Genomic DNA, 25144 nt, shown 5'->3' on the forward strand with positions numbered 1-25144 from the left:
ATGAAGAAGGCACTCAAGAAGACGGTGGCGCGCATGGTGCGGGACGCCTGGCGCCTGGAAGCCCTGGAGCCGCGCGTGCTGCTGTCGGCGGACCCGGTGCTGGGCGTGCTGCCCGTGGTCATGCCCGACGACCAGGGCCATGCCCAGGCCCTGCACGGCGCCTACGACTTCGACGCCGCCGACAGCCAGGCGCCGGCCTCGCCGCTGATCTCGCCCGAGGCCTACCAGGCGCTGGTCGAGCAGCCGCGCCTGACGGCCGTGCCCACCACCTTCTCCGTCGACAGCCAGGTCTTCGACGTCGGCAACCTCGCCAGCCAGGGCTACTTCGACAGCACGCTTGCCGTGGCGGCCAACGAGACGCTGTACGGCTCGGGCTCGCTCAACGTGGCGCTGCTCAACAGCGGCACCGTGAGCCCGGGGCATTCGCCCGGCGTGCAGAACGTGCTGTCGTACACCCAGTCGGCCGGCGGCACGCTGGAGATCCAGCTGGGCGGCAGCGACGCCGGCACCGGCAGCGGCCATTACGACCAGCTCAACGTCAGCCAGCTGGCCACGCTGGACGGCAAGCTCAGCGTCAGCCTGATCGACGGCTTCCGGCCCACCGAGGGGCAGGAGTTCACCTTCCTCACCTACGGCCAGCTCAGCGGCAGCTTCGCCCACGGCACGGGCTTCGTGCAGGCCGACGACGACCTGTACTTCACCATCGAGCAGCGTGCCGGCGACAACGGTGGCGGCGCACTGGTGCTGGTGGCCCACCAGCTCGACGGGGCCGCGGCCTTCCTGGTGGACGCGCTGGCCCAGACCACCGGCGGCACCACGGCCACCGACCGCATCGGCGAGTTCCTCAACCATTCCTACTTCGCCGACAACCAGAGCGTGGCCTTCAGCGGCGCGGTGGATCTGGGCCAGGGCCTGAGCCTGTCCGGCGACTTCCAGCTGGGCCACACCGCGCACCTGCTGCTGGGCGAGGGCGCCGACCAGGGCTACTACGACGTCTTCACGCTGTCGCTGGCCGGCGGCAGCGGCTACCTGGGCCTGGACGCGACCGACAGCCAGGCGCCAGGCCTCGCGTTCAGCGGCGCCGACGTGGGCATCGTCTTCATCGCCGCCACCGACGGCAGCGACCGCGGCTGGGTGATGGCGCAGGGCCAGGCCAGCGGCGCCAGCCTGCAGGGCGTGGCCATGCAGCTGGACGCGACCCAGCTCACGCTGGAGTTCAGCCTGGGGCTGGGCGCCGGCAACAGCGGCAGCCTGGACCTGCACAACACGCCGCTGCACATCACCGACGCGCAGCAGCAGGTGCTCTACACCTTCGACGGCACCGGCTCGGACAGCAATGCCGCCACCCTCGCCGGCCATGCCAGCCTGACCGTGGCGAGCGACCTGCGGCTGGAAGGCGACATGGGCTTCTCGGTGGCCGACGGCACGCTCCAGGCCGCGGGGCAGGACATCAGCGCCCGGCTGCAGGCCGGCGGCATGGCGGTGGGCATCGACCACGGCGCCTTCGGCCTGGTGGTCGACGGCGACGGGCTGATCGCGCTGGAGGCCTCGGGCCGCGCCTTCCTGCAGGGCGGCGACTTCGCCTCGGTCAGCGCCGACTCGGCCACGCTGCGCTTCAACCAGCAGGCGCAGGCGCTCACCGGCCATTTGCTGGCCTTCGGCGACTTCGCCTACACCTTCTCCGACCTGCCGGGCCACAGCGCGGCCACGGTGGGCATCTACGGCCTGCAGGCCGTGGTGGGCGGCAGCATCGCCATCCACGGCGACTTCTTCTTCCAGCCCGGGGCCGACGGCGCCATGGCCATCGTGGCCAGCAAGGCCTCGGTCGCGCTGCGCAGCGGCGCCTTCGATGCCGGCGTGACCGATGCCGATGTGGGCCTGCTCGTGCTGGCCGGCGGTGGCGGCACCGTGCTGGAGGCCACCGGCGGCATCGACGTCGCCCTGGGCGCGGACGTGACCCTGGCCGCGGCCGTGGCCAGCGTGCGCTGGAACAGCACCGCCGCCGACGCCAGCGGCACCGTGGTCGATGCCGCGGGCGGCACCCACACCTTCGGCGACGGCCTGCTGGCCGGCGTGCAGGAAGTGGCCGTCAGCCAGGGCCTGCTCGAAGTCGCCGGCTTCTTCAGTGCCACCGGCGACTTCGCGCTGCACAAGGGCACGGCGCAGATCGTGCTGGCCGGCGATCCCGACACGCCGGTGCTGGCCGACGTGCTCACGCTGGGCGCCAGCCACCTGGACGCCAGCGCCGGCCTGCTGGGCACCGCCTTCGGCCTGCAGATGACGGGCGTGGAGTTCGCGCTCGCCCTCATGAGCGCCCGCAGCGATGCGAGCCGCACCTGGACCGCCCTCAAGGCCTCGGCCGAGACTGTCTCGCTGCAGGGCGTGCCGGGCGTCTCGGCCAGCGGCAGCCAGTTCGGCATCACCATCAACCGCGCCGGCCGGGCCGGCGACCCCGTGGCCGATCTGGCCCGCAGTCCGCTGCGCGTGGCCACCGCCGCCGACGGCGGCGAGATCGTGCTCGACATGGACGGCGCCGCCGGCGAGCTGCTGCATGCGCAGGGCACGCTGGACCTGTCGCTCTTCGGCTTCGTGCAGGCGCAGGGCACCGTCTCGGTGGACCGGCGCAGCGAATCGGTGGTGCTGGCCGACGGCAGCGTGGTCGATGCGCAGCTGCTGGCCATCGGCCTGCAGGACGCGGGCGGCCATGTGGGCATCGGCGGCGTGGGCTTCGACCTGGCCGGCGCCGACCTGGGCCTGGCGCTGCTGGCCGACTCGGCCGACGCCAGCCGCACCTGGGTGAGCGCCCAGGCCACGCTGGGCACGGCCAGCCTGAGCGGCATCGATGGCCTGTCGCTGTCCGGCAGCGACCTGGGCCTGACCATCAACCAGGCCGGCCGCCAGGGCGACGCCGTGGTGGACTACCTGGCCCATGGCCTGACGGTGGGCGAGGGCGCCGATGCCGTGGCGCTGGACATGGACGGGCGCGACGGCACCCTGCTGCAGGTCGGCGGCCATCTCGACCTGCAGGCCTTCGGCTTCTTCAGCGCCGAGGGCGACTTCGCCCTGCGCAAGAGCAGCCAGACCGTGGTGCTGGCCGACGTGGCAGCCACGGCCGACGTGGACGAATCGGCCACGCCGGTGCAGGTGGACATGTTCAGCCTGGGCGGCCGCGGCATCGCCGCCTTCGCGGGTGTGCGCGACGGCCAGACCGACGCCTTCGGCCTGCGCCTGTCGGACGTGGACTTCGCGCTGGCGCTGCTGAGCGAGGCGGGCGCCGGCGCGCAGGCGCGCCACTGGAGCAGCCTGCAGGCCCGCGTGGGCGAGGCCGCCTGGGTGGGCATCGACGGCTTCGCGCTGTCCGGCAGCGGGCTGTCCATCGAGATCAACCGCGCCGCCGCCGACGGCAGCCTGGTGGACTACGCCAGCGGCCGCACCCAGCTGGCCGTGCCCGTGGCCACCGGCACCACCGTGGCCCTGGCCATGGACGGCAGCGAAGGCGAACTGCTGCGCGCCAGCGGCCACCTGCGCGTGGACGCCTTCGGCTTCCTGCAGCTCGAAGGCGACTTCGCCCTGGCCAAGTCCACCCAGACGCTCACGCTGGCCGACCACAGCCAGGTGCGGGCCGACCTGCTCACCCTGGGCGGGCACGACCTGCAGGCCTTCGCCGGCACCGGCGGCGGCACCGCCCAGGCGCTGGGGCTGCAGCTGTCGGGCGTGGACTTCGCGCTGGCCCTGTCCACCGAGCAGGTGGCGGCCGGCCAGCCGGCACGCAGCTGGACCAGCCTGCAGGCCCGCGCCGACGGCGCCGCGCTCACCGGCGTGGACGGACTCGTGGCCGCTGGCGAGGACCTGCGCCTGGCCATCAACCGCGCCTCCTCCGGCCCGGTGGTCGACTTCTCCGCCGGCGCCACGGCACTCGCGCTCGACACCGGCGCCGGCCGCCTGGCCTTCGACATGGACGGCGCCGAGGGCGCCATCACCCGCGCCGCCGGCACGCTGCGGCTGGACGCCTTCGGCTTCTTCCAGGCCAGCGGCAGCTTCGCGCTGGAGAGCTACGACACCACCTTGCACACGGCCGACCTGGCCGGCACCGCCGCCGACGAGTCGGGCGATGTGCAGGTGCGCCTGCTGACGCTGGGCGCGCACGACCTGGAGGCCTTCGCTGGCGTCGGCGACACCGGCTTCGGCCTGTCGGGCGTGGACCTGGCGCTGGCCCTGGCCACCGAGAAGACCGCCACCGGCCAGAGCGCACCGGCACGCCAGTGGAGCGTGCTGCAGGCCAGTGCGGGCACGGCCGGCTTCACCGGGCTCGACGGCTTCAGCGCCAGCGGGCAGGACCTGTCCGTGGCCATCAACCGTGCCGCCGCCGACGGCGTGGTGCTGGACTTCTCGGGCAGCCACGGCCTGGCCGTGGACACCGGCGCCGACACCGAATTCACCCTGGCCCTGGACGGCAGCGAAGGCGCCGTCACCCGCGCTGCGGGCCACCTCACCCTCGACCTCTTCGGCTTCGTGCAGCTCGAAGGCGACTTCGCCTTCAACCGCAGCAGCGGCACCGTCACCCTGGCCGACGAGGACCACACCCAGGTCGACGTCGACCTGCTCACCGTGGGCGCGGCCCATGCGCGCGGCTTTGCCGGCCTGGCCGGCGGCAGCAGCGACGCCATCGGCCTGCGCTTCGACGACGTCGGCTTCGGCCTGGTGCTGGCCACCGAGCAGCTGCAGGCGGCAGGCGGCACGGCCCGCCACTGGAGCGCACTGGAGGCCAGCGCCGGCAGCGCCGCCTTCATCGGCGTCGACGGGCTGGTCGCCACCGTCAGCCAGGTCGAGCTGCGCATCAACCGCGCCGATGCCGATGGCGTGGTGGTCGACTGGGCGGCGCAGCCGCTGCCCGTGGCCACCGGCCCCGGCAGCACGCGCACGCTGGACTTCGCCGGCAGCGCCGGCGAGCTGCTCGAAGCCGCGGCCCACATCGAACTCAACGTCTTCGACTTCTTCGCCGTCGAAGGCGACTTCGCGCTGCAGAGCAAGCGCCAGGACCTGACCCTGTCCGACGGCAGCGTCATCCATGCCGACACGCTCACGCTGGGCGGCGCCGGCCTGTCCGCCTTCGCCGGCCTGCATGGCGGCAGCGACGACGCGCTGGGCCTGCGGCTGGGCCAGGCCGACTTCGGCCTGCTGCTGGCCACCGACCGCGATGCGCCGGCCCGCCACTTCACCAGCCTGCAGGCCAGTGCCGAGCTGGCCGACTTCGTGGGGCTCGACGGCGTGACCATCGCCGGCTCTGACCTGCAGGTGCAGATCAACCGCGGCATGCCCATCCCCGCGGTCGATGCCGGCACCGAGACGCAGAACGCGCAGTGGCACCTGCAACTGGCCGCCGGCACCGCCGGCACGCTGGACCTGGACTACGGCGGCCACCAGGCGCAGCTCGCGCTGGACGGCCGCGAAAGCAGCAGCGCCCTCATCGCCCTGCTCACCGGCGCGCTCGAAGGGCTCACGGGCATCGGCCAGGGCAACGTGAAGGTCAGCGGCTCACGGGCCGAAGGCTTCACCATCGAACTCGTCGGCGCCCTGGCGGGGGCCGAGGCCCAGGTCCTGACGGTGCAGGCCCATGCCGCGCCGGTCACGGTCACGGTGGGCACCGCGGCCGAGGCCACGGCCGGCGCCAGCGAGGTCAAGCAGGTCGTCATCGAGGCCGAGCGCGTGTCCGCGCCGCCGGTCAGCATCGGCATCGCGCAGGTGGTGGCGGCCACCGCCGGGGCCGACGAGGTCAAGCAGCTGCTCTTCACCACGCCCTACTCGTCGCGGGGCACCTACACCCTCGAGATCGACGGCGTCGCCGGCTCGCGCACGCTGACCTTCGTGGGCAACGACGTCACCAACAACGCGCGCTACATCCACGATGCGCTGGTCGGCCTGCTGGGCGCCGCCGACGGCGACGTGCAGGTGCGCTTCGACACACAGAGCCAGGGCGGCCACCGCTACAACATCCGCTTCCTCGGCGCACTGGCCGGCACCGACATCGGCGACCTGATCGTCACCGAGGCCATGTCGGGCGACGTGGTGCCGCTGAACATCCGCCAGGGTGGCGGCGGCACGGGCGAGGTGCAGCGCATCGCCGTCGACACCGCGGCCACCGGCCACTACACGCTGTCGCTGGCCTACGGCGGCCGCACCTACACCACCGCGGCGCTGGCCTTCGACGCCGATGCGCAGGCGGTGGAGGCCGCCCTCAACGCCGCCTTCGCCGCCATCGGCGGCGAGGTGAGCGTCAGCACCACGGCCGGCGGCGCGCTGCTGGTGCAGTTCGGCGGCGTCTTCGTCGGCCAGGACGTGGCCACCCTGCGCAGCCAGGTGAGCGTGGACGAGACGCGCCCCTCGGGCAGCTTCACCATCGAATACGCCGGCGTGCGCACCGGCCCCATCGCCTACAGCGACGACCCGGCCACCCAGGCCGCGGCCATCGAGGCCGCGTTGCTCGCCCTGGACGCCTTCGCGCCCGGCGACCTGCATGTGGCCTACAACGCCAATGCCTCGGGCAGCCGCTTCGCCAGCTACGACGTGGTCTTCACCGGCGCCAGCGCCGACCAGGACATCGGCGACTTCACCACGCATTTCGGCGACCTGGACCATGCCAGCGCCGCGCCCTTCAACCTCGTGCAGGGCCATGCCGCGGGCGCCGAGTCGCAGCGCGTGCACTTCGACACCCAGGCGACCAGCGGTGGCTTCACGCTGTCCTTCAGCCACGGCGGCCAGACCTGGACCACCGCGGCGCTGGCCTTCGACAGCAGCCGCGCCGAGATCAATGCGGCATTGGCCGCGGCCTTCGGTGCCCACATCGACGGTGCCCTGATCGAGGCCACCTTCTGGAACGGGCAGGACCTGGTGGTGCGCTTCGGTGGCAGCCTGGCCGGCGAGGACGTCGCGGCGCTGCAGGTGCAGGCCACGACCGAGGTGCAGCAGCCCGTGCTGTCGCAGTTGCAGGACGGCTTCACCCACCACACGCCGGCCGAGCCGGCCGGCACGCTGGTCATCGACTTCGCGGCCCGGTCCGTGGACGTGGCCACCGGGCCCGGCGGCCAGGCCATGACCCTGGACATGGACGGTGCGCTGGGCGAGCTCACCCGCGTGCGGGGCCACCTGGAGGTGGACCTGTATGGCTTCTTCCAGGTCGGCGGCGACTTCGCCATCGACCGCAGCAGCAGCCAGGTGACGCTGGCCGACGGCAGCGATGTGGCCGTCGACCTGCTCACCCTGGGCGCGCATGACGCCCATGCCTTCGCCGGCCTGGACGGCGGGCGTGCCGACGACCGCACCGGGCTGGTGCTGGACGGCGTGGACTTCGCGCTGGCACTCATCACCGACAGGCTGGACGCCCAGCGCCACTGGACCAGCCTGCAGGCCACCGCAGCCCAGGCCGAATGGGTGGGCACCGATGGCCTGACCCTCGCCGCCACCGGCATCAGCGTGGCCATCAACCAGGCCAGCCGCGACGGCGACGCCGTGGTCGACTACGGTGAAGGCGCCACCGCGCTGAGCATCGCCACCGGGCCGACCACCGAGCTGGCGCTCGCGCTCGATGGCGACCAGGGCGAACTGCTGCAGGCCAGCGGGCACCTGACCGTCGACGTCTTCGGCTTCTTCCGCGTCGAGGGTGACTTCGCCATCGAGAAGAGTTCGGCGGAGGTCACCCTGGCGAAGACCAAGGACCAGACCGAAGCCGAGAAGGTCGACGTCGACCTGCTGACCATCGGCGGCACGGGCGTCGACGCATTTGCCGGCATCAATGGCGGGACCAGCAGCGCCATGGGTCTGGAACTGACCGGCGTCGAGTTCGGCCTGGCGCTGATGAGCCAGCAGATGGCGGCAGGCAGCACCACGCCTGCGCGGACGTGGACGAGCCTGCAGGCGACGGCCACGAGCGCCGAGTTCAAGGGCGTGGACGGCCTGGAACTCTCTGCCGGCGCCATCGCTGTGGCGGTGAACCAGGCCGGCAAGGCCGGCGACCAGGTGGTCGACTACGGCACTGGCAAGACCGAACTGACAGTCGGCACCGGAACCGGCAGCGACCTCGAACTGACGCTGGACGGCAGCAAGGGCGAGTTGCTGCAGGCCAGCGGCCACCTGACGGTCGATGTCTTCGGCTTCTTCCGTGTGGAGGGCGACTTCGCCATCGAGAAGAGTTCGGCGGAGGTCACGCTGGCGAAGGCCAAGGACCAGGCCGAAGCGGAGAAGGTCGAGGTCGACCTGCTCACGATTGGCGGCACGGGCGTCGACGCATTTGCCGGCATCAATGGCGGCACCAGTAGCGCGATGGGACTGGAGCTGACTGGCGTCGAGTTCGGCCTGGCTTTGATGAGCCAGCAGATGGCCGCAGGCAGCACCACGCCCGCACGGACGTGGACGAGCTTGCAGGCAACGGCCACGAGCGCCGAGTTCCAGGGCGTGGACGGCCTGGAGTTGTCCGCGGGCGCCATCGCTGTGGCGGTGAACCAAGCCGGCAAGGCCGGCGACCAAGTGGTCGACTACGGCGCCGGCAAGACCGAATTGAAGGTCGGCACCGGAACCGGCAGCGATCTGGAGCTTGCCCTCGACGGCAGCAAGGGCGAGCTGCTGCAGGCCAGCGGCCACCTGACCGTTGACGTCTTCGGCTTCTTTCGCGTCGAGGGCGACTTTGCCATCGAGAAGGGCAGTGCCGAAGTCACGCTGGCCAAGACCAAAGACCAGACCGAAGCGGAGAAGGTCGAGGTCGACCTGCTGACCATCGGCGGCAGCGGCATCGATGCCTTTGCCGGCATCAACGGTGGCACGTCCAGCGCGATGGGCCTGGCGCTCACGGACGTCGAGTTCGGCCTGGCCCTGATGAGCCAGCAGATGGCGGCAGGCAGCACCACGCCTGCACGCACCTGGACCAGCCTGCAGGCCTCCGCCGCCTCCGTGGCCTTCGTCGGCCTGGGCGACGACGTGACGGCCTCGGCCACGGACCTGACGGTGCGCATCAACCGCGCCGGCCTGCAGGGCGATGCCGTGGTCGACTATGCCGACGGCGCCACCGACCTGAAGATCGACGTGGGCGCCGACGCGCCGCTGGCGCTGGACATGGCGGGCAGCAAGGGCGAGATGACCCAGGCCGCCGGCCACATCGCGCTGGACATCTTCGGCTTCTTCCGTGTCAGCGGCGACTTCGCGGTCGAGAAGAGCACGGCCGACGTGCAGCTGGCCGCCAAGGGCACGGCCCAGCCCGAGAAGGTCGCCGTGGACGTGCTGACCATCGGCGGCGCCGGGGTCGATGCCTTCGCCGGCACCGGCAACGCGGGCCTGCAGTTGCAGGACGTGGACTTCGGCCTGGCGCTGATGACGCAGCAGTCGGTGCCCGGCCGCACCTGGACCACGCTGCAGGCCACCGCCGGCAGCGCCTCGGTGCAGGGTCTGGGCGACCTGCAGCTGGACGCCACCGGCACGCGTGTGCTGATCAACCAGGCCGGCCGCGCCGGCGATGCGGTGGTCGACTACGCCAGCGGCGCCACCGAACTGGCCGTGGCCACCGGCGATGGCGACCTCGCCTTCGACATGGCCGGCAACCTGGGCGAGCTGCTGCAGGTCAGCAGCCACCTCAAGCTGGACGTCGACGGCTTCTTCCAGGTCGAAGGCGACTTCGCGATCCAGACCAGCACCCGCACCGTCACCCTGGCCGACGGCACCGAGCAGACGCCCGCGAGCCAGGTGAAGGTGGACGTGCTGACCATCGGCGGCCACGATGTGGACGCCTTCGCCGGCCTGCACGGCGGCCAGACCGATGCGCTGGGCCTGGCGCTGCACCAGGTCACCTTCGGGCTGGCGCTGATGACCGAGGCCGCGCCGGCCCAGGGCAGCGCCGCACGCACCTGGACCAGCCTGCAGGCCACGGCCGGCAGCGCCGGCATGGTGGGTACGGGCGATCTCACGCTCACGGCCTCGGACGTGGCCGTCGCCATCAACAAGGCCGGCACCCCGGGCGTCGCCGTGGTCGACTACGCGGCAGGCGCGACCCAGCTGGCGGTGGTCACCGGCAGCGGCACCGACCTGCAGCTGAGCATGGACGGCGCCGACGGCGCGCTGCTGCAGGCCAGCGCCCACCTGGTGGTGGACCTGTACGGCTTCGTGCAGGTCGAGGGCGACTTCGCCATCGAGACCCACACGGCCGAGGTGCGCCTGCAGGACCTGGCCTCCACGCCCGACGTGGACGAGGGCGCCCAGCCCGTGGCCGTGGACCTGCTGGCCATCGGCGCCCACAACGTGCATGCCTTCGCCGGCGTCAACGGCGGCACCAGCGACGCGCTGGGCATCGAACTCGACGGCGTGGACCTGGCCATCGCCCTGATGACCAGCCAGGCCGACCCGGCCCGCCGCTGGACCGCCGTGCAGGCCAGTGCCGATCAGGCGGCCTTCGTCGGCATCGACGCCATCACCCTGGCGGCGACCGATGTGGGCATCGCCATCAACCGCGCCTCGGGGACCGGCCAGCCGGTGGTGGACTTCGCCCACATGGCCGAGCCGCTCACGGTGAACCTGGGCGGCGGCGAATCGCTGGCCTTCGACCTGGACGGCCAGAGCGGCAGCACCACGGCCGTGAACATCGGCCGCGCCACGCTCGCCATCTCCGACTACATCTACATCAGCGGCGGCTTCCACCTGGAACAACTGGCCACCACGCATGTGGACGTGGTCACGGGCCTGGCCGCCAACGGCGCCGGCCTGTCGCCCGCGCTGCGTGCCGGCCTGGCCAAGGTGCAGGGCCTGTCGGCCGACGACCGGCTGATCGACGACCTGGAAGTCTCGGCGCTGCTGCTCAGCGGCACCGACCTGGAGATCTTCGCGGGCCTGGGCCCCTACTTCATCGACAGCAACGGCAACGGCATCCGCGATGCCGGCGAGGCGCAGAACCCCGACGCCTTCGGCGTCAAGCTCGACGGCATCGATGTCGGGCTGGTGATGTTCGACTCCACCCTGGCGGCCGACCCGGACTCGGTCATCCCCGACCTGTATGCGCTCAAGGTGAGCTGGGGCCAGGGCATCGACATCGACCTGGGCGGCATCTTCAAGTTCCAGACTCAGGGCCTGACCATCGACGTCAACCAGGGCGGCCAGTGGGCCGGCCAGCCCGCAGGCAGCGTGGCGCCCTATGTCGACTTCGCCAGCAGCTTCGAGGGCGGCCTGAAGGTGCCCACGGCCACCGGCACGCCCATCGTGCTGGACTACGACCGCGCCACCATCGCCGTCAGCCTGGCCCATGCGCTGCTGAACATCGGCGACTTCTTCCAGATCGAAGGCAGCTTCGCCTTCGAGCGCACCACCACGCAGGTGGACGTGGCCACGGGCCTGTCGGCCGCCGACAGCTTCGGCGCCCTGGGCACCGACCTGGCGCGCTTCAAGGCGGCCGGGCTGCTGTCGGCCGACAACAGCCGCTTCACGCACCTGGCGGTGGACAGCATCACCATCGGCGCCGCCGATGTGCGCATCACCATCGGCGACCCGGACGACCCGTTCTTCACGCTCGACCACATCGACGTGGCCTTCGCCACCTTCCGTGCCAGCAAGAGCGTGGACGCCAACGGCGTGATCCCGCTCATGTACGCCATGAAGGCGTCGTGGGCCAACCCGCTGGACGTGGACTGGGGCTTCATGCAGCTGCAGGTGCAGGACCTGCAGGTGCAGCTCAACCAGGGCTCCAGCTGGCGCGGCCTCACGGTCTCGCCCACCGTGGACTTCGTCTCCAGCTTCGGCACGCAGGGCATGCGCGTGGCCACCGGCGGCGACGACGTGTACCTGGACTTCCGGCAGGCCTACTTCGGCGTCGAGGTCGGCCATGCGTTGATCGCCATCGGCGACTTCTTCCACATCGAGGGCGGCTTCTCGCTGGGCAAGGGCAAGGGCGTGGCGGTGGACATCGTCACCGGCTTCGGCGCCTATGACCCCACGGCCGCCGCGGCCGTGGGCACCCTCGCCACCCCGGGCCACTACGACCGGATCGAGAACTACGCCATGAACATGGTCACGATCGGCCTGTCCGACGTGAAGCTGTTCGTGGGCGCGGGCCCCTACTTCGTGGACGAGGACGGCGACGGCGTCATCGACGCCACGCGCGACCCCGACGCCGTGGGCCTGGTGGTGGACAACCTCGACCTGGGCATGGCGATCTTCACCGACCCCCAGCACAAGGTCGGCCGCCTGTGGTCGCTGGAGGCCAGCGTCGACCAGATCGCCTTCGTGGGCCTGGACTTCCTCACGCTCAGCGCCGAAGGCGCCGAGGTGCGCGCCAACCAGGGCACCGCCTGGTCGGGTACGCAGATCCGGCCCTTCGTCGACTACCTCTCCAGCTTCGGCAGCGACGGGCTGGAGGTGCGCACCGGCGGCACGCCGGTGGCGCTGAAGTTCAGCACCAGCTACATCGGCGTGGACGTGGCGCGTGCCACCCTCACGCTGGAGAACTTCATCCACATCCAGGGCGGCTTCAGCTTCGAGCAGGGCCGCCGCGAGCGCTTCTCGGTCGACACCGGCGCCACCGCGGGCAACCTGCCGCTGTCGGCCGCGCTGCTGGCCGCGGGCGCCGCGGGGGCGCAGGTGTCCGAGGACCTCGGCCGGATCGACGGCGTCGAGTTCCAGCTGATGACCATCGGACTCAGCGACGTCGATGTCTTCATCGGCTACGGCAATCCCGACTTCGACAGCACCGTGCCCCTGCGCGAGCAGAGCGACCTGTTCGGCCTGGCCCTCTCCAACGTCGACCTCGCCCTGGCCATCCTCACGCCCACCGGCGCACTGGCCAAGCTGCTGCCCAAGTTCACGGCCCTGAACGGTTCGGCCGACGAGTTCGTCGTCGCCGGCGGTGAGGGCCTGTTCGAGCTGTCCAGCGGCCGCATCGAGGTGCAGATGAACTGGAGCGACGGCTGGAAGGCCGATCCGAAGGTGCATGCCTCCATCGACTTCTCCGAGGCCACCGGCCGGCCGCTGCAGGTGCGCGCGGGCGACCAGCAGCTGACCATCGACTTCGCGGCCGGCGCCTTCATCCAGGCGCAGGTGCAGGGCGCGCTGCTGGCGGTCTCGGAGTTCGTCTACTTCCGCGGCGATTTCGCCTTCCGCATGGGCTCGGCCACCGACCTCACGGTCAAGACGGTGCTGGGCGCCACCACCGTCAAGGCCAATGCCATCGAGTTCGGCGCGAACAACGTGCAGGCCTTCGTGGGCATCAACGGCCCCTACCGGCAGGACAGCAACGGCGACGGCGTGGTCGACAGCCTGGACCCGGTCAACGACGAGGCCATCGGCCTGGTGATCGACGACTTCGACCTGGGCATGACGGTGCTGACCACCCAGTTCGACGCCCTCAACCCGCTGGTGCCCGCCAACACCAAGTTCGTCGGCCTGAAGGGCCATGGCGAGCAGATCGGCTTCGTCGGCTTCGGCAGCGACTTCATCCAGTTCAACCTGCAGGACATCGAGGTGGCGGTCAACGCCAGCAGCCGGCAGGACCTGGTGGCCGATTTCACCAACGGCGGCACCCGCGAAGGCCTGGCCATCGCCACCGGCGGCGAGCCCGTGGTGCTGGACTTCAGCAATGCGCTCATCGAGGCCACGGTGGCGCACGCCACGGCCTCCGTCGCCGGCATCCTGTCGCTGCAGGGGGGCTTCACCTTCCAGAAGCGGACCGTGGAGGACGTGGAGTTCCACCTGCCCGGCGGCAAGCTGACCACCTCGGCCGAGGCGCTGGTGGTGGCGGGCAAGGACATCTACGCCTTCGCCGGCATCAACGGCCCCTACCGCCGCGACACCAACGGCGACGGCGTCATCGACGAGCAGGACCCGCCCAACGACGACGCCATCGGGCTGGCCATCGACGACCTGGACTTCGCGCTGGCCATGATGACGCCCACGCTGGCGCAGGGCGTGCCGCTGCCCGGCAAGTTCTTCGGCCTGTCGGCCACCGCCGGCATGGCCGGCATCGTCGGCACCGATCCCTTCCTCACGCTCAACGCGACGGACCTGCTGCTGTCCTTCAACGGCGCCTTCCTGGGCTCCGCACCGGTGCCCGGCGCCTATGTGGACTTCAGCGCCATCGACGGCGGCCAGGGCCTGCAGATCCCCATCGGCACGCAGGGCGAGCACCTCACGCTCGACTTCGACAGCAACTCGCTGGGCATCGGCATGCAGGCGCACCTGGGCCTGTTCGACCTGATCAATATCGACGGCGGCTTCCACTTCGAGTTCGAGCTGCCCGACACCAGCCACCTGTTCCCGTCGATCAAGCTCTCGGGGCTGGGCGACCTGCTGCCCAAGTTCTCGCCCGACCTGGACTTCCTCAAGGGCGCGCTCGACTTCGTGCGCGACATCGACCTGTCCATCGGCTTCGATCCGAACCTGGGTCTGACGCTCTTCGGCTCGCTGTCGCTGCCCGACCTGTCGCTGGACCTGGGCGACTTCGTGCACCTGCGCGGCGACTTCCAGCTCAACATCGGCGAGACCTTCACCGGCACCCTCTACACCGGCCTGCCCTCCGAGGTGTCGCTCATCGAGACACTGCTGGGCGACCAGGCGCAGTCCATCCTGGGCGCGCTGAAGGCGCTGGGCGGCGTGGCGGACGACTATTCGACCATCCAGGACGTCAGCTTCAAGGGCCTGAGCTTCGGCGCGAGCAACGTCTATGCCTTCGTCGGCCTGGGCAACCCGGACTACGAGGAGGTGCCGGGCGGCAACGGCAAGCTGGAGATCGCCAACGGCGACGATCTCTTCGGCTTCAGCATGGAAGGCCTGGACGTGGGCCTGACCATGTTCAAGGCCCAGCTGCCGAGCGTGTTCAAGGCGCAGGACTTCTTCTCGCTTTATGCGCATGCCGACAGCGCCCGCACCTACGGCATGGGCGACGTGCTCAAGGTGCGCGCCGAAGACCTCACCATCGAACTCAACCGCGGCGGAGAGATGTTCGGCGGCCTGCTGCACGGCACGGCCGACTTCGTGGACAGCTTCCCGGCCGACGACCAGGCGGGCCGGCCCGCCGGCTTCGAGGTGCGCACCGGCGGCACGCCGGTCTACATGCAGCAGCGCGGCACGCAGCTCATGGGCCTGGACATCGGCTATGCCGAGATCCAGGTGTCGCAGTTCCTGAGCCTCAGCGGCTCGCTGGCCTTCCGCAAGGGCGAGCGCATCGTCGGCGCCCAGGTCGACCTGGGCGGGCTGCAGACGCTGGTCAACCAGGCCACCGGCAACACCGGCACGCACCTGGCCATGGACATGGAGACGCTCACCCTGGGCGGCTACAACCTGCAGGGCTTTGCCGGCGTGGGCGGGCCCTACCGCTACGACAGCGCCACCGACGACAACGACCGCATCGACAACGACGACCCCATCAACGACGGCGCGGTCGGCGTGGCCATCGGCAACGTGGACTTCGGGCTGGTGATCGCCAAGCCCGCACTGCTCGCCAGCATTCCGGGGCTGGAGGCCGCCTCCCCGTACTTCCTGACGCTCAAGGCCGACGTCGGTTATGCCGGCCTGGTCGGCGTGGACCCGGACATCCTGGCCGTGCAGGCGCAGGACGTGTCGGTCAACATCAACACCTTCGTCCTCACCAACGACCCGACGGGCAACCTCAACCCGCTGCTGCAGCTCTTCGGGCCGCCCTCCATCGACTGGGCAGCGACCTACGACAAGTCGCCCGAGGACAAGAACGGCAACGGCGTGCTGGACGCCGGCGAGGACCTCGACGGCAACGGCAAGCTCGCCACCCGCGGCTATGCGCTGCCGGCCGGCGGCGACCATGCGGTCATCATCGACTTCGACCAGGAGATCATCCAGGCCGCCATCGGCTACGCGCAGATCAACGTGGCCGGCTTCCTGCAGCTGTCGGCCTCGATGGCGCTGACCAAGAAGGGCTCCGAGACCGTCACCCTCAACAACGGCCAGCAGACGCAGGTGACCAGCCTGGCCATCGGCATCAACGACGCCTACGGCTTCATCGGCGTGGGCGGCTACTGGCGCGACAGCAACGGCGACGGCCGCATCGACGAGAACGACACGCCCGACGACAGTGCCGTCGGCCTGGCCGTCGAGAACCTGGACCTGGGCCTCGTGGTGGCCAAGGAACTGGTGATCGGCCTGAACTCGGTGGACGTGGGCGTGTACCTGGCCGGCCGGGCCAGCGTGGACTACATCGGCCTGGTGGGCGTGCCCGGGGCCGAGATCAACGCCGAGGGCATGGTCATCGAGATCAACACCGGCGTACGCGCCTCGGTGGGCCTCGGCCATGTGATGCGCGACGCGGCCTCGGGTGCCGTGTCCTTCGATCCGGACCTGAGCCTGTCCTTCAGCTTCACCACCATCGACTTCAGCAAGTCGACCTGGCTGGACTCGAACGGTGCCTCGCACCAGGGCTACGGCATTCCCACGGGCAATGCCGACGAGCCGGTGGTGCTCATGTACAACGAGCAGCTGCTGCGCGTCTTCGGCGAGGCGCAGCTCAAGCTCTTCGGCCTGGTCAGCATGACCGGCGTGCTGGACTTCCGCTTCAGCGAGAGCGAGGGCCTGACGGCCTTCGCCGACGTCACCGTCGCCATCGGGCCCGAGGGCCTGAACCTCAACCGCCACGGCACCGGCCTGGTGGTGGTGCGCGGCGGCAGCGATCCGGGCGTGGCCCTGCGCCTTTCGCTGGACGCCGACCTGGCCATCGGCTCGGTGGTGCAGATCCATGCCGACCTGGACCTGTCGCTCAACACCTTCGGCCGCGACGTGGTCTACGTGGTGCCGGAGCAGTTCCGCGACAAGGTGGACTTCGACACCTTCACCATCGGCGCCGCGCCTCCGGGCAAGCCCGACTGGGTGGGCGTGTATGCGGCCGTGGTGGGCCACGGCACGCTGGACCTGCTGGACGGCGCGCTCACCCTCAAGGGCGACTTCAGCGTCATCGTCGCCGAGATCGACGGCGCGGTGCGCGCCGAGCTGGGCGCCACCGCCACGCTGGACCTGCCGCTGCTGGAGCCGCTGTCGGTCACCGGCACGCTGGGCATCGTGGTCGACGGCGGCAACACCGGCATCTACGGCGCCTTCGAGGTGGGCGGCAGCGGGGCCGACTCCATCATCATCGACGGCGGCGGCGTGTTCAGCGTCTCCGGCCGCTTCCTGCTGCAGATCAACACCACCGCCGCCAAGCAGGAGGTGCGCACGCTGGCGGTGGACGCCGCCGGCAATCCGCTGGGCACCGTGTGGCTCGATCCGCAGATGCTGCGCATCTCGGGCTCGGGTGCCGTGGCCGTCGGCCCGGTGGAGATGACCGGCGCCATCGACCTGCTGATCGACAAGCGCGGTGTGCAGGCCGCGCTGGACGTGGCGCTGGAGCTGGGCGGCTTCGGCCGCGTGGCCGTGGGCGGCTCGGCCGCCTTCCTGATGGACGGCGATGCGCCCGTCTTCGCGCTCAACATCCACACCCACGTCAACATGGGCGTGGACATCATCGGCATCAGCGCCGATGCGGACATCCGCATCAACACCGGCCACAGCGACTACACCGACCTGCACGGCAACGTGATCAAGGCCAACACGCTGTTCGACATGCAGCTGAAGGGCGACATCAGCCTCTTCCTCTTCGATGTCGACTTCAAGGGCGGCATCAGCGTGATCGACAACGTGTTCAAGCTGTCCTTCGACGGCAGCCTGAACTTCTTCAACGCGCTGACCATCGACGTGGGTGGCTACGTGGATTCCGAGGGCAACTTCGAGATCCGCGGCAAGGCCGAGATCGACATCTGGCTCGGCCCGCTGCACCTCAACGCCGGCGCCTCGCTCGTGCTGTCGAGCCAGCCGCGCTTCGCGGCGGCGGTGTGGGGCTCGCTGGACTTCGAGATCGACCTGGGCCTGTTCTCCATCGACATCACGCTGGCGGGCTTCCGCGGCGAGATCGACATCAACGCCGCCAGCGCCTACCTGGCCGCGCGGGTGACGGTGATGGGCATCACTGTCTCGGGCAGCTTCAAGTGGTCGTGGGCCGATCCGCCGCAGATCGCCTACCAGGTGGGCGACACGCTCTACCTCAACATGGGCGATGCCTCGGGCCGCTACGGCGACACGGTGTACGACGACATCACCAACGAGTCCTACTCCATCGAGCAGGAGCGCGGCAGCGACACCGTGGTGGTGCATTCGCTGGGCGAGACGGCCAGCTTCACCGGCGTCAACCGCATCGTGGGCGTGGGCGGCAAGGGCAACGACTCGGTCTACGTCGGCAAGTACGTCACCGCGGCGCTGGACTTCGACGGCGGCGAGGGCAACGACAGCTTCGTCATCCTCGGCGGTGCGGCGGGCAGCGTGATCCGCGGCGGCGCGGGCGACGACGAATTCCTCAGCGGCGAGGTCAGCGGCCTGCGCTTCGAGGGCGGCGCCGGCAAGGACCGCTTCACCGGCGGCGACGCCGCCGACATCGTGGACATGGGCGAGGGCGTCAACACCATCTCGAGTGGTGGCGGCAACGACGTCATCTACGTGGGCGCGGGCGTCAACACCGTGGACGCGGGCAGCGGCGACGACCTCATCTACGTGAGCGGCGCGGGCACGCTCAACCTCAAGAGCGGCACCGGCACCGACCGCCTGGTGATCTCGCCCTTCTCCAGCACCGGCACGCTGCTGCTGGGCGACCACAGCCTGAAGGTGGCCATCGACGGCGCCGACCGCGTCATCAACTTCGACGACGCCCTGGAGCGCCTGGAGCTCAGCGACACCAGCACCGGCCGCACGGTGCTGAAGATGACCGACGGCGCCAGCTGGGGCCACACCTCGCTGCACCTGGAGACGGCCGGCATCCTCGACGTGCGCCAGACCGCGCTCTACAAGGCGCCGGATGCCCTGCTGAGCATCAGCGCCGCCGGCATCGACGGCACGCTCGCCACGCAGGTGTCGCAGCTGAACGTGGTCAACCGCGGCACGGCCGGCGCGGCCTATGCCGACATCGTGGTGCGCGAGACCGACAGCGTGAGCGTGGTGACCGACGGCGATGCAGCCGGCGGCCTGACCACGCCCGCCGGCCGCATCGACCTGCAGCTGGGCAGCCACGAGGCGCTGCTGTCGCTGGACGGCGGCCAGATCTCCACCGGCACCGGCGGCGGCGCCATCGCCATCGTGGCCGACGACGTGGACTTCGCCTCGGGCGACGACCGCGTCAGCGGCACCGGCAGCTTCAGCCTGCGCAGCTTCTCGGCCGACCAGGGCTACCGCGTGGGCGGCGCGGCCCAGGGCACCTATGGCGGCGACTACTCGCTGGGCAACGAGACGGGCTTCATGGAACTCGGCATGCGCGACCTGGCCGCGCTGCGCGACGGCTTCTCGTCCATCGCCATCGGCCACGCCGCGACCGGCGTGCGCATGTATGTAGGCGACGTCGAGGACGCCGTGGTGGGCACGCAGTTCTACTCGGCCCTGCTGCGCGACGACGCCACGCTCATCGCCGACCGCATCACCGTGCAGGGCGACGTGCAGTCCACCGAACGCCTGACCTTCGCCGGGCGGCTGATGGAGATCCAGCGCCAGAACGTGCGCGCCCCCATGGGCGTGCCCGACGCGGGCATCCATGCCCGCGAGACCGTACTGCGCTTGACCGAGCAGCTGGTCGTGAGCGGCTGGCTGCGCGGGGATGACCTGCTGGACGTTCAGGTCGTGGGCAGCACCGGCGCCGGCGCGTTGGTGGGCTACGGCACCGAGGTCAACAGCATCACCGCCGACAAGGGCGCGGCCGTCGAGACGATGAAGGCCGGCAGCCACCTGTTCCTGGGCGGCTCGGGCTCGGTGGTGATCGCCGCCGGCGTGTGGGCCCATGGCGACGACGTGCAGCTGCAGATCGCTGCCGGCGCCTCGCTGCGTGTGCTCGAAGGCGCGACGGTGTCGGCGGAGGGTGCACGCTCCGTCATCGCGCTGAGCGCCACCGGCGCGCTGGGCCTGCTCTCGGGCAGCGCGGTGCTCTCGGGCGCCCGCTTCGGCGCCGACGGCCTCACGCCGGAACTCACCGGCGCGGATGCCAGCGTGTCGATCCAGACGGCCGGCGAGCTGATGCTCGCGGGCTCGCTCACCGCGGCCGGCGCGCTGCACATCGATGCCGGCGCCGTCAGCGATGCGCATGCCGACTACTTCGACACCTTGCCCGGCCGCACGCTGGCCACGCTCAGCGACGCGCAGAAGTTCGCCGCCATCATCGAGGCGCTGAACCGCGGCGACATCCACGTCGACCTGCGCCAGCTCTTCGGCGGCGCCGACACGCCGCTGGCCGCGCTGGCCTCGGCCACGGCCCTGGCCAACTACACGCCCTTCGCCGAGCTGCCCGACGACGCCAAGGCGGCGCTGGTCGCCTCGCTGGGCTACACCACCTACGAGGACGGCGGCTACTGGAACGCGCAGACGCACAGCTTCCGCACCGCGCTGACCGAAGGCGAGCTGGTGGCCTACCGCAACGCCGACATCGACTGGGGCAGCGCCGGCGCGCCGGCCACGGACGCCGGCTTCGACCAGCTCACGCTGGCGCAGAAGAAGGCCGTGGCCGCCTCACTGGGCTATGCCACCTACGACGGGCTGGTGTTCACCCACACCGCGCCGGATGGCAGCCTCACCGTGGCCACCGGCTTCACGCAGGGCGTGGCGCACGACTACGACAACAGCCACATCGACTGGGCCGCCGCGGGCGTGCCCGCGCCGGCGGCCGGCACGGCCTTCGACCAGCTCTCCGGCGCACAGAAGCTGGCGGTGGCCCAGGCCCTGGGCTACACCTTCGATTACTACGCCATGCCCGGCGACCTGTGGAACGGCACGGGCCTGGACGCCACGCCGATCTCGGCGCTGCCCGCGGTGGACGCCGGCTGGAGCGAGCTCACCGCGCTGCAGCGCCAGATCGTGGTGGACTACCTGGAGCACGGCAGCGGCGAGAAGAACTTCTTCAACTACAGCGCCGCACCCGGCAAGAAGGTGCTGACCACCTTCAGCGAAGGCCCTGCCACCGACTACAGCAACGCCAGCATCTACTGGGGCAGCGCGGGCCAGCCCGCGGCCGACGCGGGCTTCGACCAGCTCACCGATGCGCAGAAGAAGGTGGTGGCCCGTGCACTGGGCTACGAGGTGCTCGATGGCCTGCACTTCATCAAGGCCGACGCCGACCGCACCGTGCGCATCGTCGACGGCTTCGCGCAGGGCCAGGCCGCCGACTACAACCTGGACGCCATCGACTGGGGCGGTGCCGCTGCCCCCGCCGCCGGCGCGACCTTCGAGGACCTCGACCCCTCGCAGCGTGCCGTGGTGCTGGACGCCCTGGGCTATGCGCAGGTGGACCGCGAGGTGTTCCACAACGCCGCCACCGGCCGCACCGTGGGCCTGCTGGTCGAAGGCGAGGGCCGCGACTACCGCAATGCCGACATCGTGTGGACGGGGGCCGACGGGCATGCACTCACCGTGCCGGCGCCCGGCACCACCTTCGACCGCCTGAGCCTGGAGCAGCAGGACGCGGTGCTGCGCCAGCTGGGCTATGCCCGCTGGGACGGCGCCGTCTACTACAACGCCAATGCATCGGCCGATGCGCAGTACCGCCTGAGCTTCGAGGCCGGGGTGGACTACCACGCCGAGACCCTGCACTGGAGCGACGTGGCGCGGCCCGCGGACGGCACGGCCTTCGCCCAGCTTTCGGGCGACCAGCTCTTCCGGATCGTCGACCAGAGCGGCTTCAAGACTTACGCCGGCACCGTCTACTACAACGCCTCGGCCGCCGAGGGCAAGCAGGTCATGACCGGCTTCACCGAGGGCGTGGACTACCGCAACGACACCAGCGGCGCGGCCGGCACCGACCGCTGGGTGGTGCGCGACGGCAGCCACACCTACGTGGTCCAGGCCTACGACGCCAACAACGACGGCGTGGTCGACGAGATCCGCGTGCTGGAGCCGCATCCGCTGCTGGGCCAGCGCGGCTTCGGCTTCCTGCTGACGGGCACCGTCACCACGCTGCAGGACGATGCCGACTTCGTGGTCTCCACGGCCGACGACGTGATCGTGCGCGGCAACATCAACCTGCTGGGCCAGGGTTCGGACCTGGTGCTGCAGTCCGACCGCTGGGTCTACTGGGAAGGCCAGGCCCGCGTCAACGGCAGCATCACGCTGGTGGGCGGCATGTCGCTGGACGGTACCGACCTGCACGGCGCCAACGCCGACGGCACCAGCGTCTACGTCAACGCCTCCTCGGTGCTCAACACCACGGCGGCGGGCAGCAGCATCACCGTCATCGGCAGCCGCGACGTCGAACTGCATGGCGCGCTGGTGGCCGGCGGCATCATCGGCAGCAGCGGCATCCAGTGGAGCGGAGCGGACTCGTCCATCCGTGTGCAGGCCGGCGAACAGGTGCTGGTGGACACGGCCCTGCAGGCCACGCGCGCGGTGCAGATCCAGACCACCGGCCTGACCGGCGCGGACGACGATGGCTGGGGCGTGGTCATCGGCAGCGCGGCCGGCCTCAATGCGGCGGGCATCACCAGCGACGGCTCGGGCGGGCTGGTCTCGGTGGACGCCTACGGCGGCATCACCATCGGCGGCAGCATCCTGTCGGGCGGCACGCTGCAGCAGAGCGGCGCGCCGGCCACCGGCGGCGAACGCACGGAGACCATCGACTGGTCGGCCGAGGCCTCGCGCGTGGTGCTGCGCTCGGCGGGCCAGCTCTACCTGGGCGCCCAGACCACGGGCGCCTCGGGCGCCACCGTGGAGGTGGGCGCCACCATCCGCGCCAGCGAAAGCGTGGAACTGGCCGGCGGCTACAGCGGCGACGGCATCGGCGTGCGCATGCCCGGCAGCGCGCGCGTGGCGGTGCACGACGCGGACGGCCGCATCGTGGTGAGCGCTTCGCAGGACGCGCAGCTCGACGGCCTGCTGGTGGCCGGCGGCGAGGTGGTGGACCACTTCGACCCGGCCGGCATGACCCTGGGCAGCACCGTCCACACCTTCGGCGGCGACTCCACCATCAGCATCACGGCGGGCCAGCAGGTGCGCCTGGGCCGCGACCTGATGGCCGGCAAGGCCATCGAGGTGCGCGGCGGCATCGGGGCCGGTACGCCCAGCAGCGCCAACCCCTGGGCCGACCAGGGCGTGGTGCTCGGCGGCAACGTGCACCTGAAGACCTGGTCCGAGGACAGCGCGATCACCCTGTCGGCCGCGGGCGACGTGTCGGTGCTCACGCCGGCCTGGACGCAGGAGCTGACGGCGGCGGGCTTTGCCGAGTACGCCGACGGCCACCTGAGCCGCGACGCGAGCCTGGTGCTCACCGTCAAGGATGGCAGCTACCTGCGCAGTGCCACCCTCACCGTGTCGGCGTCGGCCACCGCGGGCAACGCCGGGCTGGCCTCGCTGGTGCAGGACCTGCAGGCGGCCATCGATGCCGCGCCCGAACTGTCGGGCTACGGCCTGACGGTGCGCCTGACCGACGGGCGGCTGATGATCACCGGCGACTACGCCTTCACGCTGGCCGATGCCGGCGGCGGCGCCGGCCTGCTCGGCTTCACGCAGGCCGTGTCGGCCCCGGCCGATTCCGACCGCGGCTGGGCGCTGGACGCCAGCGCCCGCGGCTCGATGGTCAACCTGGGCCGCGCCAACGCGCCGGGCGGCGAGATCACGATCGCCGGCGCGATCCGCGCCTACGGCGCCATCAACCTCTATGCCGGCACCAACGCCCTGGGCAACCAGACGGTGGAGCTCACCGAGACTGGCCTGCTGGAGACCCTCTCGGGCGGCATGTACCTGGCCCCGGCGGGCAACGCCATCATCCGCGGCGACCTGGTGGCGCGCGGCGCCAATGCCGACATCGTCATCGAGGCGCGCAACACCCTGGAGCTGCGCGGCGACCTGACGGCCCAGCGCGACATCATCGTCAGCGCCGGCAGCCAGGTGCGGGCCGGCGAGCTGAGCCTGATCACCACCAACTCGGCCCACTTCAACACGCTGGACGCCAACGGCCGGATCCTCTTCAGCGGCGTCAACGACGTCTCCATCAACAGCGCGCTGGGCCGCGACAGCGGCGGCACGGGCCTGGTGCAGATCGTCTCCAGCCAGGGCACGCTGACGCTGCAGCACGAGGCCGGCTGGATCGAGACCGGCGGGCAGATCGTGCTGTCGGGCCGCAACGTGGACCTGGCCGGCACCGTGCGCAGCACGGCGGCCACGCCGGCCACCTACGACTACGAGGTCGACATCGCGGCCGCCCAGGGCGTGCAGTTGCATGCCGACATGCAGCTGGCCGGCTCCCTGCGCGTGGTGGCGGGCGGCAACGTGGCGCTGTACGGCTCGCCCATCACGGCGGGAGCCGCGGGCCAGGGCGTGCTGGTGCAGGCGGCGGGAGACATCGCCGTCGGCTCGGTCGGTGCCGCCAGCGGCGGCGCGGTGATCACGGCCGACCGGCTGCTCGAACTGCGCGCCGGCGGCAGCATCCGCTCGGCCGCCGATGGCCAACTGGTGACGCTGGCCGCGGCCAGCGTGCTGCGCCTGGATGCGGGTGCACGCATCGAGTTGGCAGGCGATGCCTATGCCGGCGGCCGCCAGCTGGACGGCGCCGGTGCCCAGATGCAGCTGCGCGCGGCGCTGGACATGGTGGTCGCGGCGCACCTCTCCGCCAGCGGCAGCCTGCAGGTCCTGGCGGGCACCGATGTGGCCGGCAACGGCCTCACGGTGAGCTCGGCCGGCCGGCTGGGCGTGGGCGATGCCGACGGCCAGATCGTGGTCTCGGCCGATGGCGACCTCATCCTGCGCGGCGACGTGGTGGCCGAGGGCGAAGGCGCGGACATCACCCTGAGCTCGCGCTCGCAGGTGGTGGTCTCGGCGCTGGTGCGCGGGGACGACCAGGTGCGCGTCGAAGGCGGCACCGATGCCGCCACGCGCATCGGCGTGCTCATCGACACCCTGGTGCTCGACGCCGACGGCAAGCAGATCTCCGGCGGCGTGCTCGACACCGGCGAGGGCGGCACGGTCACCGTGCGCGCGGCCGACGGCATCACCATCTCGCACGTGATCGGCGAACGCGTGGACGGCAGCAGCCCCACCCGCGCCCACGTGAAGGACGTGGTGATCGCCTCCACCTCCGGCGACGTCAACGTGATGCGCAACATCGAGGTGCAGG

The 25144-nt window shown here is 71.1% G+C and carries 1 protein-coding gene (only partly in view); it reads left to right on the forward strand.

Annotated elements, in window-relative coordinates:
- Positions 1-25144, forward strand: part of the annotated coding region (locus tag KBC94_RS07300; RefSeq protein ID WP_294368011.1) for an LEPR-XLL domain-containing protein (this coding region is incomplete at its 3' end). 17252 nt of the annotated region lie beyond the right edge of the window; 25144 of its 42396 annotated nt are in view.

Source organism: Pseudacidovorax sp., assembly GCF_017991995.1.
In the GTDB taxonomy this organism is placed as follows: domain Bacteria; phylum Pseudomonadota; class Gammaproteobacteria; order Burkholderiales; family Burkholderiaceae_C; genus Xenophilus.